We start from the raw sequence: 16,163 nt of genomic DNA, 5'->3' as shown, positions 1-16,163 counted from the left end.
GTAGCAGTGCCTTCCTTCGATATAAAAAAGGACCCGGCCGCTTTCGCGACCGAGCCCTTTTTCCAAACAGCTCCGAAAGGATCAGAGGCTGTAGTACATGTCGAATTCGACCGGCGACGGCGCCATTTCCCAGCGGTACACTTCCGGCCACTTCAGTTCGAGATAGGCCTCGATCTGATCCTTGGTGAACACGTCGCCCTTCAGCAGGAAGTCGTAATCGGCGGCCAGCGAGTTCAGCGCTTCACGCAGCGAACCGCAGACGGTCGGCACCTGGCTCAGTTCTTCCGGCGGCAGGTCATAGAGGTTCTTGTCCATCGCGGAACCCGGATGGATCTTGTTCTCGATGCCGTCGAGGCCGGCCATCAGCAGCGCGGCATAGCACAGATAGGGGTTGGCCATCGCGTCGGGGAAGCGGAATTCCACGCGCTTCGCCTTGGCACCCGCGCCGTAAGGAATACGGCAGGAGGCCGAACGGTTACGAGCCGAATAGGCCAGCAGAACCGGCGCTTCGAAGCCCGGCACCAGACGCTTGTAGCTGTTGGTGGTCGGGTTGGTGAAGGCGTTCAGGGCCTTGGCGTGCTTGATGACGCCGCCGATGAAGTAGAGGCACATGTCCGACAGACCGGCATAGCCCTCACCCGCGAACAGCGGCTTGCCACCGTCCCAGATCGACATGTGGGTGTGCATGCCCGAACCGTTGTCCTGCGCGATCGGCTTCGGCATGAAGGTTGCCGACTTGCCATAGGCCTGGGCGACCATCTGCACGACATATTTGTAGATCTGCATGCGGTCGGCGGTCTGGACCAGCGTGCCGAAGGTCAGGCCGAGTTCGTGCTGGGCAGCGGCCACTTCATGGTGGTGCTTGTCGCAGGGCAGGCCCATTTCGAGCATGGTGGTGACCATCTCGGCGCGGATGTCGGTAGCCGGATCGACCGGCGCAACCGGGAAATAGCCGCCCTTGGCGCGCGGACGGTGACCCAGATTGCCGCCTTCATATTCGCGGCCGGTGTTGGTCGGCAGCTCGATATCGTCGATCTTGAAGAAGGATTCGTTATAGTCCGAATTGAAGCGGACATCGTCGAACATGAAGAATTCGGCTTCCGGGCCGACATAGACGGTGTCACCGAAACCGGCCGACTTGACGAAGGCTTCCGCACGCTTCGCGGTCGAACGCGGGTCGCGGGCATAAAGTTCGCCGGTGTCGGGTTCCACGATGTCGCAGAACAGGATCAGCATCGGGGTGGCGCTGAACGGATCGACATAAACGGCATCAAGGTCGGGCTTCAGGATCATGTCCGACTCGTTGATCGCCTTCCAGCCTTCGATCGACGAACCGTCGAACATCAGGCCCTGGGTCAGCTCATCCTCGCCCAGCACCGTCGAAACCATGGTCAGGTGCTGCCACTTGCCCTTGGGATCGGTGAAACGCAGATCGACCCATTCGATCTCCTTTTCCTCGATCATCTTCAGGATGTCTTTAGGCGTGTTGGCCATGTGAACTTGCCCTTCTTTCAAAAAATACCCCCCCGAAGGGGTGCGTGGATATGCGTCCGCCAGACCCCTGTAACCCGGCGAGAACCTGTTAAAAAATCAGATGGCGTCGCTGTCGCGTTCGCCAGTGCGGATGCGGACCGCAGCCTCGATGTTGGAGATGAAGATCTTGCCATCACCGATCCGGCCGGTCTGCGCAGCCGAAGAGATCGCCTCCACCACCCGTTCGGCCAGCGAATCGTCGACGACGACCTCCAGTTTCACCTTGGGCAGGAAGTCGACGACATATTCCGCGCCCCGATATAGCTCGGTATGTCCCTTCTGACGGCCGAAACCCTTGGCCTCGGTGACGGTGATCCCCGAAACGCCGACTTCGTGAAGGGCTTCCTTCACTTCATCGAGCTTGAACGGTTTGATGATCGCTTCGATCTTTTTCATCTTTAGTAATCCCAACCAAACGCGCGCAGAATGGCGGAAATGATCCCGCCCTTCGTTCCCATCGAGTGACGATCATCATGCCCCCCGAAGGCACGCACCGCCTCTCTTCCCAATCAATTACCGTGCCAAATGGCGAATCGCCTGAAACTGCTTTCTGCGATGCAGCAACTTTTGTCCATATTGCCCGGATTCCGGGCAATATCATGACATGTTGCCCATTTTTTAGGCAGCGCTGCGACAATCAGAACATATAAGGCGGCGCATCGAGACCGGCGGGGCTCTTGGTGAAGATCTCACAGCCGGTTTCGGTGATGCCGATGCTGTGCTCGAACTGCGCCGACAGCGTCCGGTCCCGAGTCACCGCGGTCCAGCCATCCTCCAACATCTTCACCCCCGGCTTGCCGATGTTGATCATCGGTTCGATGGTGAAAAACATTCCAGGTTTCAGTTCCGGCCCGGTGCCGGGGCGACCGACATGGACCACCTCCGGGCTGTCGTGGAACACGCGGCCAAGGCCATGGCCGCAGAAATCGCGAACGACGCCATAACGGTGCTTCTCGGCATGGCGCTGAATCGCATGGCCGATATCCCCCAGATGATTGCCGGGCCTCGCCTGCTCGATACCCAGCATCAGGCATTCATAAGTCACTTCGACCAGCCGCCGCGCCTTGATGGAGGTTTCGCCGCAAATATACATGCGGCTGGTGTCGCCGTGCCAGCCATCGACCAGCGGGGTCACGTCGATATTCAGGATATCGCCGTCCCTCAGCCGGGTATCGCCCGGAATGCCGTGACAGATGACATTGTTGAGCGAAATGCAGCAGCTGTGGGTATAGCCGCGATAGCCCAGCGTCGCCGGCACCCCGCCCCCCCCCAGCGTCATGCGGCGGACGATGTCGTCCAGTTCGCCGGTCGTCACACCCGGCACGACATGCGGCACCAGCGCGTCCAATATCTCCGCCGCCAGCCGCCCGGCCCTGCGCATGCCTTCAAAACCGGCCGCGTCATAAAGCTTGATCGCGGTCGAGCGGGAAATCGGCGCGTCCGCCGTCATCGTCATATATTCGGTCATGCACCGATTATAGGCAGAGACGCACCATAATGCGAGGGGGTCGCCTCCCCGGACTAGGCACGGCGCGCGGCACAGGCTATGGCCTGTCCATGGCCGATCCCAACCGCATCTGGACCGCAGCGCTGGTCGTCATCGGCGACGAGATTTTGTCGGGCCGCACTCAGGACAAAAACGTCTCCCAGATCGCCACCTGGCTCAACGTGCAGGGCATCCGTCTGCGCGAGGTGCGCGTCGTAGCCGACGACAGCGACGCCATTGTGGAGGCGGTGAACACGCTGCGGGCGCGCAACGACTATCTGTTCACGACTGGCGGCATCGGGCCGACCCATGACGACATCACCGTCGATGCCATCGCCCGCGCGCTGGGCGTCGGGGTGGAAATCCACGCCGAAGCGCGGGCAATGCTATCGGGCTATTACGAAACGCGCGGCGGGCTGACCGAAGCGCGGCTGCGCATGGCCCGGGTCCCGGCCGGAGCAAGCCTGATCGAAAATCGCATGTCGGGCGCGCCGGGGATAAGGCACGGCAACATCTTCATCATGGCCGGCGTGCCGCATATCACCGCCGGAATGCTGGATAGCCTGACCGGCAAGTTGGAAGGCGGCCTGCCGGTTCTGTCGGCCAGCATCGGCTGCTGGGTGGCGGAAAGCGAAATCGCGGACCTGCTCGGCGCCACCGAACGCGCGCATGAAGGGTGCCAGATCGGCAGCTATCCCTTCTTCCGGGAAGGCCGGACAGGCGCCAATTTCGTGATCCGCTCCACCGATGCGGAAGCGCTGGACCGCTGCGTTGCCGACCTCAGCGCCGCGCTGGAACAAGGCGGATGGCCTGCCGTGCCGGGCGGCATCTGATCGATACAGCGCACGCTTGAACCAGCCAGATATCGCGCTACCACGGCGCGATGCTCGCAAAAACTTCCGCTCCGCGCCGCTGGTCCCGCTGGATCAGCATTCCTCTCAAGATTCTCGGCGGCTTCATTGCCCTCTCGCTGCTGATGGTCGTGATCTATCGCTTCGTGCCGCCACCCGTGACATGGACGATGATCTTCGATCCCCATGGCATCACCAAGGGCTGGATGAGCCTGGACGAGATGGACCCGGACATGGCCCGCGCCGCCATAGCGGCGGAGGACAGCCGCTTTTGCAGCCATCATGGCTTCGACGCCGTCGCCATTGCCCAGGCCTTGCGCCACAATGCGAGCGGCGGCCGTATCCGCGGCGGATCGACCATCAGCCAGCAGACGGCGAAGAACGTCTTCCTGTTCCAGGGCGGCGGCTTCCTCCGCAAGGGGTTCGAAGCCTGGTTCACCGTCCTGATCGAAGCGATCTGGGGCAAACGACGGATCATGGAAGTCTATCTCAACGTCGCGGAAACCGGCATCGGCACCTATGGCGCCAATGCGGGGGCGCTACGCTATTTCCACCATGACGCGAGCCGCCTAACCCGCCCGGAAGCAGCCCGCCTCGCCGCCGTCCTGCCGCTGCCCAAAAAGCGCGAGGCCATCGACCCTCACGGCTTCACCCGCCGCTACGGCAACAGCATCGCCGCCCGCATCGGCATCGTCCAGCGCGACGGACTGGATAGCTGCCTGCATTGACCCAAAAAAAGAGGCGCGGACAATGCCCGCGCCTCCCTCTTCTACTCTTCTGATAGCGATCAGAAACCGACGGTCAGTGTCCCCATGACCGTGCGCGGCGCGCCGATCGAGAAGTTGGGGTTCGCACCCGCAAGACCCTGGATCGTGCCAGCGTTGATCTGCGTGCTGATGTTGCCGAAATAGAATTTGTTGAACAGATTCATGACGTTCAGCTGGAAGTAGGTCTTGTCCGCGCCCCACTGCGCCAGGCTGAAGCGAGCGTCGAGATCGACGAGCGTATAGCTCGGGACCTTCACGTCGTTGACGTCGGTAGCATAGCGGCTGCCCACATATTTCGCCTGAGCACCGACCGACACCGGGCCGACCTCAACCTGCGCACGGCCACCAACCGTCCAGTCGGGCGTTTCGGTGACGCGCTTGCCGGACGTCGGCGCATAGATCGCCTGACCCACCGTCGCGCAACCATTGGCGACGCTCACAGCCGAGCAGCTGCCGATCTGGATATCGCTCTTCAGACGGCTGTGGTTGTACGAACCGAAGGCGTAGAGCGTCAGTTCCTTGATCGGCTGGTAAGCGATGTTCGCATCGACGCCATAGGCTTCGACCTTGCCGACATTGCGGTCGACAGAAATGCCCTGTTCCTGGTCGTAGGAGGTCACGATCCGGTTCTTGAAGCTGATATACCAGGTGGTCAGCTGTGCCTGGATCTTCGACGAGGTGTAGCGCGCACCCAGATCGAAAGAGTCGGTCGTTTCCGGCGTCACCGTGACGACCGGCGCGCGATAAAGATTATCCGTGCGCGGCGCGGACAAACCCTTGGCGTAGCTCCAGAACAGGCTGGCTTCCGGCGTCAGGCTGTAGGTCAAACCGACGTTCGGCAGAACCTTGTTGAACTTGTAGTTGGCCTCGAAGGGCGCATAGAGCGAGTTCGCCGGGAACGGGGCAACCTGGGTAGGCGGTACGATGACCAACTGGCTCGCCGGCTGGCTAGTGCAGGTCGCAAAGCCGCTGCCCGAGGTCTGGATATAGCAATTGGTTTCCAGATCGCGCTTGAAAAAGGGTGCGCGGACGCCCAGCTCGACACGCAGCTTCTCGTCCATGAACTTACCGATATACTGGCCGGCCACCTGGTTCAGCAGGGCGATCGACAGACGATCACGCTGTTGCAGTTGGAAGCCATCGGCGTTCAGCACCGGACGACCGTTGCGGCCACCGAAGACGTTTTCCGGGCTGCCATCGGCATTCAGATAGCCCCATTCGCCGGTCTGGCGATGACGGGCGCGATCATAGGTATAGGCCAGGCGCACACGATGTTCCGGGGCGATGTCCCAGATCAGCGATGCGAGCAGTGTGTAGCGATTGGTGTTGGTGTTGTTCGGCGTGTAGAAACCGATCGTGTCGGTGGTATCGCCGTCGCCATTATAGTCGACGCCAGTGCTCTTCGAACCCTTGATCAGGGCCGCATCTTCGCGGATCGCGGTGAAGCCACCGCCATTGGCCAGCGTGTACTGATAGGCGCCGTCGAGCGTGAAGATCAGATTGTCAGCCAAGGTGAAGCGCGAATTCAAGCGCACATTACCGGTGTTGGAGGGGTTGATGCGCACCTTGTAATAGTTGGTACAACCCGCAACGCCCGCATTGCAGACCGCGTCATTTTCGAAGTTGAACAGCGCATCCTTCTGCGCACTGCTCAGGTCGAGGCTCAGCGGGTTGCTGGAGGAAATATTGCCGGCAGCCGGAACGGTCCCGGTCCCGAACAGCGTGCGCATGTCGTTCACGCTGGGATTGCGATAGAAATTATTACGGTTCACGCTCCAGTGGCCGGCGAGCGAAATGAAATCGCCATTGCTGCCAAGCGGCTGATAGATGCGCGCATTATATTGCTGCTTCTCGATCTCACCCGGCCCCTTGAACTTATCGTTGCGGGCAGTGCTTGCAGCGAAGAACATCTTCGTGCCCCAGGGGCCGATTTCGCCGGTTTCGATCTTGCCGAACAGGCGGAAATAATTGTTTTCGCCCGCGGAACCCGACACCATGGCGCCAAAATCGTCGCTGGGCACGATGGTGCGGTAATTGACCGTACCGCCAGCAGCGGAAGCGGTGGGGCTGTCGATGTCAGTCGCGCCCAGATTGACGTTCACTTCCTTGATCAGTTCGGGATCAAGCATCTGATTGGGATAGATGGCATAATTGCCCGAATCGTTCAGCGGAATACCGTCGAAGGTGAGCGAGACGCGATTGCCGTCAAAGCCCCGGATGCGCAGGTTACCACCGGCAGAACCATAGGCGTCCGAGTTCGTGAAGTTCACGCCGGGAACCAGGTTGATCGCGTTCAGGATCGTCTGGCCAGCGGCCTGACGTGCAATGATTTCCTGTGTCAGGACTGCGCGAGCCTTCGTCGAATCCGGAATGACAATGCCTTCGACGCCGTTGGATGCCGAACGGCCGCCGGTGACGATGATGGTGTTTTCGGCTTCGATCGAACCGGTCGACTGCGCAAGCGCAGCAACGGGAGCCGCCACGGCGACAGCCGCGGCGCTACACATAAGAAGCTGTTTCATTTTGTTTTTGTCCCTTTTGAAAGTTTGGCGTGTCGCGCCAGCTTTGTTTTGCTCTGTGGAGCTGGCACCGCCTGTGGCGGCCGACGGCGACGGACCTGTGATGCTCTGATTACAGTTTTACGACAATATAATAGCCACCAGATGACATCGGGCCTTACGCCACCAAAACACTACAGAAGGGATCTACCAAATTTCACTTAAGTATTTGATTTTAGATAATTTTATGAAATCACAACCTCTCTGTTGAACAGTGGTGCAATTTTGCAACGCAACAGGAATTTTTGTGCGATTGCGCAAAAACCATAAAAAAAGGGCCGACGAAGCATCGCCGACCCCCTGAATTTCAAGATGTTAAGGATCGCTTCAGGCGGCGTCTTCGGCCCGCTTGTCCTTTTCGCTGAAGACGCGAATCGGTTCCTTGTTTCCGGCAACCACATCCTTGTCCACCACGACTTCGCCCACGCCCTCCATCGAAGGCAGATCGAACATCGTGTCGAGCAAAATCGCCTCCAGGATCGAACGCAAACCACGAGCACCCGTCTTGCGCTCGATCGCCTTCCTGGCAATCGCGGTCAGCGCGTCATCAGTGAAGCTCAGTTCGACATTCTCCATATCGAACAGCTTGGCATATTGCTTCACCAGCGCATTCTTCGGCTCGACCAGAATCTTGACCAGTGCGGCCACGTCCAGATCTTCCAGCGTCGCGATGACGGGCAGACGGCCGACGAACTCGGGGATCAGGCCGAACTTCAGCAAATCCTCTGGCTCGCTCTGACGCAGCAATTCGCCGGTCTTGCGCTCTTCGGGTGCCGCGACATGAGCGCCGAAGCCAATCGACTTGGCTTCCAGACGGTCGCCGATGATCTTTTCCAGACCCGCGAACGCACCGCCGCAGATGAACAGGATATTGGTCGTGTCGACCTGAAGGAACTCCTGCTGCGGATGCTTGCGGCCACCCTGCGGCGGAACCGACGCGGTCGTCCCTTCCATCAGCTTGAGCAGCGCCTGCTGCACGCCTTCGCCCGAAACATCGCGAGTGATCGACGGATTTTCGGCCTTACGACTGATCTTGTCGATTTCGTCAATATAGACGATGCCGCGCTGTGCCTTCTCGACATTATAGTCGGAGGCCTGAAGCAGCTTCAGGATGATGTTCTCGACATCCTCACCGACATAGCCCGCTTCGGTCAGCGTCGTGGCGTCGGCCATGGTGAAGGGCACGTCGAACGTCTTGGCCAGCGTCTGCGCCAGCAGCGTCTTGCCGCAGCCGGTCGGACCGACCAGCAGGATGTTCGACTTGGCCAGTTCCACCTCACCCGGCTTGGTGCCGTGGTTGAGGCGCTTGTAATGGTTGTGGACGGCAACCGACAGGACGCGCTTCGCCCGGTTCTGGCCGATCACATAATCGTCCAGCACATCGCAGATTTCCTGCGGGGTCGGCACGCCGCCATCCTTTTTGCCGACGAGACCGCCCTTGGTCTCCTCGCGGATGATGTCGTTGCACAGTTCCACGCACTCATCGCAGATGAACACGGTCGGCCCCGCGATCAGCTTCCGCACCTCATGCTGCGATTTCCCGCAGAAGGAGCAGTAAAGCGTGCTTTTAGAATCGGAGCCCGTAAGCTTAGTCATTCGCCAATCTCTCTTCCCTGCCCTTTCGCGAACCGCCGCGTCGGCGAGGGATATTCTGGTCCTAGGATCATCCTAGACCGCGACGCGCCCGTTTCACAAGGGGAGAAAAGGGCGCGTGCGGTAAACCTATGTTTTAGCCTTCGCTCGTTTCGGGCAAGGCCGGGCGGCGGTCGAACACTTCATCGACCAGACCGAACGCCTTGGCTTCCTCCGCCTCCAGGAAGGTGTCGCGGTCCATCGCCCGCTCCACTTCCTCCAGCGAACGGCCGGTATATTGGACGTAGAGGTTGTTCAGGCGGCTGCGGATTCGCAGGATTTCCTTGGCCTGAATCTCGATGTCGGACGCCATGCCCTGCGCGCCGCCCGAAGGCTGGTGGACCATGATACGCGCGTTGCTGAGCGCGATGCGCTTGCCCGGCTCACCAGCGGCGAGCAGGAAGCTGCCCATCGAGGCGGCCTGGCCGATGCAGACGGTGCCGACCTGGGGGCGGATATATTTCATCGTGTCGTGGATCGCCATGCCGGACGTCACCACGCCACCGGGCGAGTTGATGTACATCCAGATGTCCTTCTTCGGATTTTCCGACTCAAGGAACAGCAGCTGGGCAACGATCAGCGAGGCCATATGATCCTCGACCTGACCGGTCACGAAGATGATCCGCTCACGCAACAGGCGCGAATAAATGTCGAAGCTGCGCTCGCCCCGGTTCGACTGTTCGATGACGATGGGGACCAGAGCGGCCATGGGATCGGACATGATATCGGTCATTTTGCTCTTTCAGGATATGTTGCTTTTGCCCAACCCCTACATCGGGACAAAAGACAGATCGTTCAAGGGGTCGCGTGAAACGCTTGGGTCAGGTCAGCCGCGCCGGGCAAAATCCGCCGGCGCGCGGAAGGTGAGATAAGCGAGTCGCCGGACCTCCCGACGTCCGCGCACCACCGTATCCAATATGAGGCCGCACATGCCTGAAAGCGTGGCGAGAATCATGAGCCCCGTCACCAATATGGCCGTAGGGAAGCGCGGCACCAGCCCGGTCTTCATATAGGTGAGGATCAGCGGAGCCGCCAGGATCAGACCCGTCGCCGCCAGCAGGGCCGCGATCATCCCAAAGAACAGGATCGGCCGCTCGATGCGGTAAAGCGTGATGATCGTCCGCAGGATACGCCAACCGTCGCGATAGGTGCTGAGCTTGCTCACCGACCCTTCCGGCCGCGCGCCATAAGCGGTGACGACCTCGGCCACCGGCATGGCGAGTTCCAGCGCATGGACGCTGATTTCCGTTTCGATCTCGAAACCGGCGGAAAGGACCGGGAAGCTCTTCACGAACCGCCGGGAAAATACGCGGTAGCCCGAAAGAATGTCGGTAAAACTGCGCCCGAAAAGGCGCTTCAACAGGCTGGTGAGCGCCCAATTACCGAACCGATGCCCCCGCCGATAGGCTTCCTCGATCTCGCTCTTGCGCGACCCGACCACCATGTCGAGATTGCCGTCCAGCATAGCCGCAACCATCTTCGGCGCGGCGGCGGCCTCATAGGTCGCGTCGCCATCGGCCATGATATAGATGTCCGCATCCACATCCGCGAACATGCGGCGCACGACATGCCCCTTGCCCTGCTGCGTGACGCGGCGGACGATGGCCCCCGCCCCAGTTGCCAGTTCGCGACTGCCATCCGTGCTGTTATTGTCGAAGACGTAGATTTCGGCAGAAGGCAGCGCGCGACGGAAATCCTCCACCGTCTGCACAATGGCCCCCGCCTCATTATAACAAGGCAGAATGACCGCAATCCGCGGCGCGGCAACCCCCTCCCCGCTTTCCACTGCCGGAAATTCCTTCATCGACCCATAACCTTCTTGGCGCCCTGCCCCCTGTCGACATGAACGGGCCTGATTAATATTTCGTCTGCCATGTCGCGGCAGAAATGAAAAGCGGAGGAAACGAAAAGCGCCCGGGCTTCCTTGCGAAGCCGGGCGCTTTTCCATTCAGACCGAAACGGCCTTATTCAGCCTTGGCGGCAGCCTTCTTGGCAGGAGCCTTCTTGGCCTTGGGCTTGTCCTCAGCGGCAGCTTCTTCAGCAACAGCCTCGTCCTTCTTGGCGGCGGCCTTCTTAGCCGGCGCCTTCTTGGCCGGCGCTTCCTCAGCAGCGTCCGCTTCAGCGGCCGGAGCGGCTTCCTCAGCCTCTGCCTTCTTCTTGGGAGCAGCCTTCTTCGCCTTGGGCTTCTCGTCATGGTCATGATCGTGACCACAACCCGGACCATGGACGTGCGGCTTCAGATCGCCATCTTCGGCTTCGATCGCAGCTTCCAGCTCTTCGCGGCTGACGGCGCGGTCGGTGATCTCGGCCTTGTCGAACAGGAAGTCGACGACCTTGTCCTCATAGAGCGGCGCGCGCAGCTGGGCGGCGGCCATCGGGTCCTGACGGACGTACTGCACGAAACGCTCGCGATCCTGCGGGCTGTACTGCTGGGCAGCCTGCATGATCAGGCGGTTCATTTCCTGATCCGACACGACCACGCCGTTCGCCTGACCGATTTCCGAAAGCAGCAGGCCCAGGCGGACGCGACGCACGGCGATGCCGCGATAGTCTTCCTTTTCCGCTTCCATCTCGGCCAGCGCGGCTTCCGGATCTTCCTCATGGCCGGCTTCATGCTGAAGCTGCGCCCAGATCTGGTTGAACTCGGCCTCGACCATGCTCGGCGGCACGTCGAAATCATGAGCGGCGGCGAGCTGGTCCAGCAGCTTACGCTTCATATAGGTGCGGGTCAGGCCATTATGTTCCTGCTCGATCTGGCCCTTCAGAAGCTCCTTGAGCTTGTCCAGACCTTCCAGACCCAGCGACTTGGCGAAATCATCGTCCAGCTTGGGCTTGTCGGCGTTCAGGATCGCCTTGACCGTGATATCGAAGGTCGCTTCTTTGCCGGCAAGGTGCGCAGCGCCATAATCCTCGGGGAAGGTCACGGTGATGACCTTTTCCTCACCCTTCTTGACGCCGGTCAGCTGCTCTTCGAAGCCCGGAATGAACTGGCCGGAGCCGATCTTCAGCTTCACGTCTTCGGCGGAACCGCCTTCAAAGGCTTCGCCGTCGATCTTGCCGACGAAATCGATGGTCAGCGTGTCACCGTCCTTCGCCTTGTGGCTGGCGGCATGCTCTTCCAGAGCGCCCTGCTGGGTCGCGATACGGCCGGCAGCCTCATCGACCTGCGCGTCAGCGACGTCGGCGGTCAGACGCTCCAGCTTCAGCCCATCGACGCTCGGCGCGGCGATTTCGGGCAGCACTTCCAGCGCAACCTTGATCTCGGCATCCTTGCCGAATTCGAAACCTTCATCCAGTTCGACGGACGGCTGCATCGCGGGGCGCAGCTTGTTGTCGGCGATCAGCTTTTGGATGCTGTCCTGAATCGAGCTGTTCAGCGCGTCGCGCTGCAGCGATTCGCCGTGCATCTTCTTGACGAGATTGGCGGGCACCTTGCCGGGACGGAAGCCGGGCATGCGGACCTGCGGCGCGATAGCGGCCACTTCCTTTTCCACGCGGGCGTCGATGTCCTTCGACGTGATGGTCACGGTGTAGGCGCGCTTCAGCCCCTCGTTCAACGTCTCAACAGTCTGCATCTCTTCTCTCAAACGCTTTCTTCAGCTGAATTTCGTTGGCGCCTGCGCATCCATCAGTCTGGCGCACTGGTGCGGGCGAAGGGACTCGAACCCCCACATCTTGCGATACCAGAACCTAAATCTGGCGCGTCTACCAATTTCGCCACGCCCGCATCGGTCGCCGGTCGGCGCGGCATAGAGAAAAGAGTCTCGCGAAGCAAGGCCCACGGGTCAAGGCTGTGGATAAGCTGGGGATAAGTTCGTGGGGAACCCGCTCGGCTACCCAAGCGTAGCCGCATATTGAAGGAGAGACAATCATGGCGACCCAGCCCGATCCCGCCCCCGACGGCGTCCCCCAACCCGACAAGATCGAGCCGCAATCCCCACCGGAAACCCCCGCCCCGGCCACGCCCGCGGAAACGCCGGCGGGAGAACCTCCCGAAATCGTGCCACAAAATCCCGATTTCGACCAACCCGACAGCGCGCCGTCTGAACTGCCGCCGATTTAGCAGGCTCTATCGACGCAATTTGGCAACAGGGGGCAAGTTTTCCACAGAAACGGGCAATAATGTCTTTGGTAGCGCTAGACAGCCCCCTGCATCCATGATTGAACTATGACAAACATATGAAATTGCGGGAGAGGCGCGGCTGACAGCAAGGGGGTCAACGTGCACAGGGTTCGCGCTAAGCTGGAATGGTTCAAGACAGTGATCCTGCCACAGGAAGCTGCTCTACGCGGGCGGCTCAGGCGGATACTTCCTGCCAATCAGGAACTGGAGGATATGGTCGCGGAGGTACTCGCACGCGCCTATGCCACCGAAAATTGGGAAAATGTGACGACGGGCCGTGCCTATCTGTTCACGATCGCCCGCAACCTCGTCATCGATGCCGCCCGCCGCAACAAGGTGGTGAGCTTCGAAACCATTGCCGATCTGGAACTGCTGCAAGGCGAAAATAACGTGGAAGCACAACTCCACGCCCGCGAAGCATTGCGTCAGGTCGAAACGATCGTCGATTCGCTGCCTACGCAATGCCGTCGGGTCTTCATTCTTCGCCGCATCCATGAAAAATCGATGCTGGAAATAGCGGAGGAAATGTCTCTCTCCGTTTCTACAGTTGAAAAACATCTGGCCAAAGCGATCGCAATAGTTATGCGGGCCTGGGCAGAACGTGAGGAAACGGATTTCGAACGTGCAGGCGTCGGAACCAGATTCGGGCTACGAAAGCAGGGACAAGATCGAGGCGGAAGCCGCGCGCCTGCTGGCAAGGCTTAACAGCGATCCTTCTCCCAAGGATGAAGCGGAAATCTGCCGCTGGATCGAGTCGGATCCCCGCCATGCCGTAGCGTTCGCGAGAGCCGAAGCCGCGTGGGAAGCCGCCGAACGGCTCAAGAGCGCCGCCGCCGAAGTCAATCTGCCCCCGCTGGAAGCCATCACCAGCGAAGAGCAGCAGCGCCGCCTGTCGCGCAACATCATGATCGCCGCCGCCGTTGCGGTGATATTGTTCATCATCGCGGCAATCGTCACGATCTGCACCTTCAATGGCGTCGATCGCCATGAAACCCGCATCGGCCAGATCAGCGACGTAACCCTCAACGACGGGTCCATCCTGCACCTCAACAGCAACAGCGCTGCAGAGGTGCGCTTCACCGATCATGGCCGAAAGGTCCGCATCCTCAAGGGCGAAGCCTCCGTCGATGTCGCCCGCGACCCCGCCCGCCCCTTCGATGTGGAGGCACGATCCGCCGTCATCCGCGCCAAGGGCACCACTTTCAATGTGCGCCTGCGTCCTTCGCTCGTCGAACTGACCGTGACCCGTGGCGTGGTGACGGTCCATTCAGGCAATAAGGTGGCTGAACGGGTCAGTGCAGGCAGCGGCGCCATCATCCAGCCGCGCAGCATTGCACTCACGCGCCTCGATTCGCGTCTGGTCAGCCAGCGCACCGCCTGGCGCACGCACATGGTGGAACTGGACGACGAAACGATCGAACAAGCCACTGGCGAGTTCAACCGCTACCGCTGGGCGCCGATCCTGATCGGCGATACGCGCGTTTCCTCTCTGCGCATCGGCGGCCGCTTCCGCATCACCGACAGCAAGGCATTTCTCTCCGCCGTGCAACGCGGCCTGCCGGTCCGGGTGGTGGACGGACAGGACGGATCGGTCATGCTCCTCTATCGGGACGAGCCGGAACTGGCCGCCAACACCGCTCGCGAATAAAGCAAGGCGAGCAATTTCAGCCGAGCAACTCCCGCACCAATTCCGGCACCAACGCACTTGCCGGCCCCATGCGGCTTTCCTCGAAATAGAAGCTCCCCGCCGAAGGCTCCAGATTAAGCTCCAGCGTCCGCGCGCCTACATGACGCGCCGTCTGCACGAACCCTGCCGCCGGATAGACCGCGCCCGATGTCCCCACCGAAACGAACAGATCGGCCCGCCGCAATGCCTCGTCGATCAACGCCATCTCATACGGCATCTCACCGAAAAACACGATGTCCGGCCGCAAATCGGGACGCCCGCAGCCGTCGCAGACCGAAGCCGGCGGCAAAGCCTCCGTCCAGCGCGTTGCCTTTCCGCAAGCCGCGCAAAGCGCCGACTGCAACTCCCCATGCATGTGAATGAGCCGCTTCGCTCCCGCCCTTTCATGCAGATCATCGACATTCTGCGTGACGATCAGCAACTCCCCCGGCCATTGCGCGTCCAAAGCCGCCAGCGCCTCATGCGCCGCATTGGGCGTCACCTCCACCAGCTTCGCCCGCCGCTCATCATAGAAGCGGTGCACCAGCGCCGCATTGCGTGCCAGAGCCTCGGGCGTGCAGACGTCCTCGACCCGATGCCCTTCCCACAGACCATCCGGCCCGCGAAAAGTGGCAAGCCCGCTCTCGGCGGAAATCCCTGCGCCGGTCAGGATCACGATATTGCGAATGTCATCCATGCCTCCTCTCTAGCCGCTCGCCAAGGGATGACAAAGCCTCCCCGCTCTGGCATCGGCCAGCCGGACAGAAAAAGGAAAGAACCATGACCAGCATCGGGATTTTCGGAGCAGCAGGCCGCATGGGACGCGCCATCGCGCAGATCGCGCAGGAAGCCGGGCTGAAAATCGCCGGAGGCACCGATCGCAGCGCGGAAGGCGAACTCGCCCCCGGCATCGCCATCACCACCGATCCCCTCGCACTGGCCCAGCGGAGTGACGTGCTGATCGACTTTTCCGTGCCCGGCGCTCTGTCGTCCCATCTCGATGCCTGCATCGCCGCAAAGAAGCCCGTGCTGGTGGGCACCACCGGACTTGAGTCTTCACATCACGCCCTGATCGACGAGGCCGCCCGGCAGATTCCGATCCTCCAGACCGGCAATACCTCACTCGGCGTCAACCTGCTCGCGGCGCTGGTGGAGCAGGCCGCCTCGCGTCTGGGCGACGATTGGGACATTGAGATCGTCGAGATGCACCACCGCCACAAGGTCGACGCCCCCTCGGGCACCGCCCTGTTGCTGGGCGAGGCGGCCGCCCGTGGACGCGGCATCACGCTCGCCGATCATAGCGAGCGGGGCCGCGACGGCATCACCGGCGCGCGAGCCAAGGGCGCCATCGGCTTCGCTGCGTTGCGTGGCGGTTCTGTCGCCGGCGATCATCAGGTGATGTTCGCCACCGAGGGCGAACGGATCGAGATCGGCCACCGCGCCGAAAATCGCATCATCTTCGCCCGCGGCGCGGTGAAGGGCGCACAATGGCTGATCGGCCAGCCCGTGGGCCGTTATGACATGAAGGGCGTTCTGGGTCTTTAAGC

At 60.9% G+C, this 16,163-nt stretch carries 15 protein-coding genes and 1 tRNA gene; 6 read left to right on the top strand and 10 right to left on the bottom strand.

The genetic code is table 11. The features are described from left to right. Positions 1-81: 81 nt before the first annotated feature. The 3 genes from glnA to map all read right to left on the bottom strand — a co-directional run bounded on the left by glnA (position 82) and on the right by map (position 3,001). Positions 82-1,494, bottom strand: a complete 1,413-nt coding sequence (gene glnA / locus HUK73_RS05250; RefSeq protein WP_176590961.1) for a type I glutamate--ammonia ligase — start codon at positions 1,492-1,494, stop codon at positions 82-84. 96 nt (positions 1,495-1,590) lie between these two features. Continuing rightward, entirely contained in the window at positions 1,591-1,929 is a 339-nt protein-coding gene (locus HUK73_RS05245; RefSeq protein WP_150291796.1) for a P-II family nitrogen regulator, read from the bottom strand. A gap of 241 nt (positions 1,930-2,170) precedes the next feature. Further along, complete coding sequence (map, locus tag HUK73_RS05240) at positions 2,171-3,001, bottom strand: type I methionyl aminopeptidase (RefSeq protein WP_176590960.1); 831 nt, start codon at positions 2,999-3,001, stop codon at positions 2,171-2,173. Between the two features lie 89 nt (positions 3,002-3,090). Between map and HUK73_RS05235 the strand changes: the two genes are divergently transcribed. Both HUK73_RS05235 and mtgA read left to right on the top strand, forming a co-directional pair. After that, positions 3,091-3,852 carry a molybdopterin-binding protein gene (locus HUK73_RS05235; RefSeq protein ID WP_176592822.1) on the top strand — a complete coding sequence of 254 codons (762 nt, stop codon included), beginning with the start codon at positions 3,091-3,093 and terminating at the stop codon, positions 3,850-3,852. Between the two features lie 50 nt (positions 3,853-3,902). Next, the gene (mtgA, locus tag HUK73_RS05230; protein ID WP_176590959.1) at positions 3,903-4,598 is read left to right on the top strand and encodes a monofunctional biosynthetic peptidoglycan transglycosylase; all 696 of its coding nucleotides are present in this window, start codon (positions 3,903-3,905) and stop codon (positions 4,596-4,598) included. A gap of 59 nt (positions 4,599-4,657) precedes the next feature. On the opposite strand, the gene HUK73_RS05225 is transcribed toward mtgA, so the two are convergent. The 6 genes from HUK73_RS05225 to HUK73_RS05200 all read right to left on the bottom strand — a co-directional run bounded on the left by HUK73_RS05225 (position 4,658) and on the right by HUK73_RS05200 (position 12,554). Beyond that, positions 4,658-7,159: a TonB-dependent receptor gene (locus HUK73_RS05225; protein WP_176590958.1), complete on the bottom strand. Its 2,502-nt coding sequence runs from the start codon at positions 7,157-7,159 to the stop codon at positions 4,658-4,660. Between the two features lie 363 nt (positions 7,160-7,522). Further along, complete coding sequence (gene clpX / locus HUK73_RS05220) at positions 7,523-8,791, bottom strand: ATP-dependent Clp protease ATP-binding subunit ClpX (protein ID WP_176590957.1); 1,269 nt, start codon at positions 8,789-8,791, stop codon at positions 7,523-7,525. A gap of 133 nt (positions 8,792-8,924) precedes the next feature. Then, entirely contained in the window at positions 8,925-9,560 is a 636-nt protein-coding gene (gene clpP / locus HUK73_RS05215) for an ATP-dependent Clp endopeptidase proteolytic subunit ClpP (RefSeq protein WP_176590956.1), read from the bottom strand. Positions 9,561-9,653: 93 nt separating this feature from the next. Further along, entirely contained in the window at positions 9,654-10,631 is a 978-nt protein-coding gene (locus HUK73_RS05210; RefSeq protein WP_176590955.1) for a glycosyltransferase family 2 protein, read from the bottom strand. 160 nt (positions 10,632-10,791) lie between these two features. Next, entirely contained in the window at positions 10,792-12,402 is a 1,611-nt protein-coding gene (tig, locus tag HUK73_RS05205; protein WP_176590954.1) for a trigger factor, read from the bottom strand. Positions 12,403-12,469: 67 nt separating this feature from the next. Then, positions 12,470-12,554 (bottom strand) — tRNA-Leu (locus tag HUK73_RS05200). 144 nt (positions 12,555-12,698) lie between these two features. Here HUK73_RS05200 and HUK73_RS05195 point away from each other — a divergent pair. The 3 genes from HUK73_RS05195 (at position 12,699) to HUK73_RS05185 (ending at position 14,598) form a co-directional block, all read left to right on the top strand. Beyond that, positions 12,699-12,890 (top strand): hypothetical protein, encoded by a 192-nt coding sequence (locus HUK73_RS05195; protein WP_176590953.1) that lies wholly within the window; start codon positions 12,699-12,701, stop codon positions 12,888-12,890. A 159-nt stretch (positions 12,891-13,049) separates the two neighbouring features. Then, positions 13,050-13,655, top strand: coding sequence for a sigma-70 family RNA polymerase sigma factor (locus HUK73_RS05190; protein ID WP_176590952.1), 606 nt, complete (start codon positions 13,050-13,052; stop codon positions 13,653-13,655). Beyond that, positions 13,573-14,598 carry a FecR domain-containing protein gene (locus tag HUK73_RS05185; RefSeq protein WP_176590951.1) on the top strand — a complete coding sequence of 342 codons (1,026 nt, stop codon included), beginning with the start codon at positions 13,573-13,575 and terminating at the stop codon, positions 14,596-14,598. The genes HUK73_RS05190 and HUK73_RS05185 overlap by 83 nt, the downstream gene beginning before the upstream one ends. A 16-nt stretch (positions 14,599-14,614) precedes the next feature. Here HUK73_RS05185 and HUK73_RS05180 read toward each other — a convergent pair whose 3' ends face one another. Then, positions 14,615-15,313 (bottom strand): NAD-dependent deacylase, encoded by a 699-nt coding sequence (locus HUK73_RS05180; RefSeq protein ID WP_176590950.1) that lies wholly within the window; start codon positions 15,311-15,313, stop codon positions 14,615-14,617. 83 nt (positions 15,314-15,396) lie between these two features. Here HUK73_RS05180 and dapB point away from each other — a divergent pair, with 83 nt between their 5' ends. Next, the gene (gene dapB / locus HUK73_RS05175) at positions 15,397-16,161 is read left to right on the top strand and encodes a 4-hydroxy-tetrahydrodipicolinate reductase (RefSeq protein ID WP_176590949.1); all 765 of its coding nucleotides are present in this window, start codon (positions 15,397-15,399) and stop codon (positions 16,159-16,161) included. The last annotated feature ends 2 nt before the right edge of the window (positions 16,162-16,163 follow it).

It is taken from the genome of Sphingobium sp. EM0848 (genome assembly GCF_013375555.1).
Taxonomy (GTDB): domain Bacteria; phylum Pseudomonadota; class Alphaproteobacteria; order Sphingomonadales; family Sphingomonadaceae; genus Sphingobium.
This window is presented reverse-complemented; position numbering and strand designations above follow the sequence as displayed.

Coding starts and splice junctions, on each gene's coding strand:
- glnA (WP_176590961.1), bottom strand. CDS start 1,494: ATGGCCAACACGCCTAAAGACATCCTGAAGATGATCGAGGAAAAGGAG.
- HUK73_RS05245 (WP_150291796.1), bottom strand. CDS start 1,929: ATGAAAAAGATCGAAGCGATCATCAAACCGTTCAAGCTCGATGAAGTG.
- map (WP_176590960.1), bottom strand. CDS start 3,001: ATGACCGAATATATGACGATGACGGCGGACGCGCCGATTTCCCGCTCG.
- HUK73_RS05235 (WP_176592822.1), top strand. CDS start 3,091: ATGGCCGATCCCAACCGCATCTGGACCGCAGCGCTGGTCGTCATCGGC.
- mtgA (WP_176590959.1), top strand. CDS start 3,903: ATGCTCGCAAAAACTTCCGCTCCGCGCCGCTGGTCCCGCTGGATCAGC.
- HUK73_RS05225 (WP_176590958.1), bottom strand. CDS start 7,159: ATGAAACAGCTTCTTATGTGTAGCGCCGCGGCTGTCGCCGTGGCGGCT.
- clpX (WP_176590957.1), bottom strand. CDS start 8,791: ATGACTAAGCTTACGGGCTCCGATTCTAAAAGCACGCTTTACTGCTCC.
- clpP (WP_176590956.1), bottom strand. CDS start 9,560: ATGACCGATATCATGTCCGATCCCATGGCCGCTCTGGTCCCCATCGTC.
- HUK73_RS05210 (WP_176590955.1), bottom strand. CDS start 10,631: ATGAAGGAATTTCCGGCAGTGGAAAGCGGGGAGGGGGTTGCCGCGCCG.
- tig (WP_176590954.1), bottom strand. CDS start 12,402: ATGCAGACTGTTGAGACGTTGAACGAGGGGCTGAAGCGCGCCTACACC.
- HUK73_RS05195 (WP_176590953.1), top strand. CDS start 12,699: ATGGCGACCCAGCCCGATCCCGCCCCCGACGGCGTCCCCCAACCCGAC.
- HUK73_RS05180 (WP_176590950.1), bottom strand. CDS start 15,313: ATGGATGACATTCGCAATATCGTGATCCTGACCGGCGCAGGGATTTCC.
- dapB (WP_176590949.1), top strand. CDS start 15,397: ATGACCAGCATCGGGATTTTCGGAGCAGCAGGCCGCATGGGACGCGCC.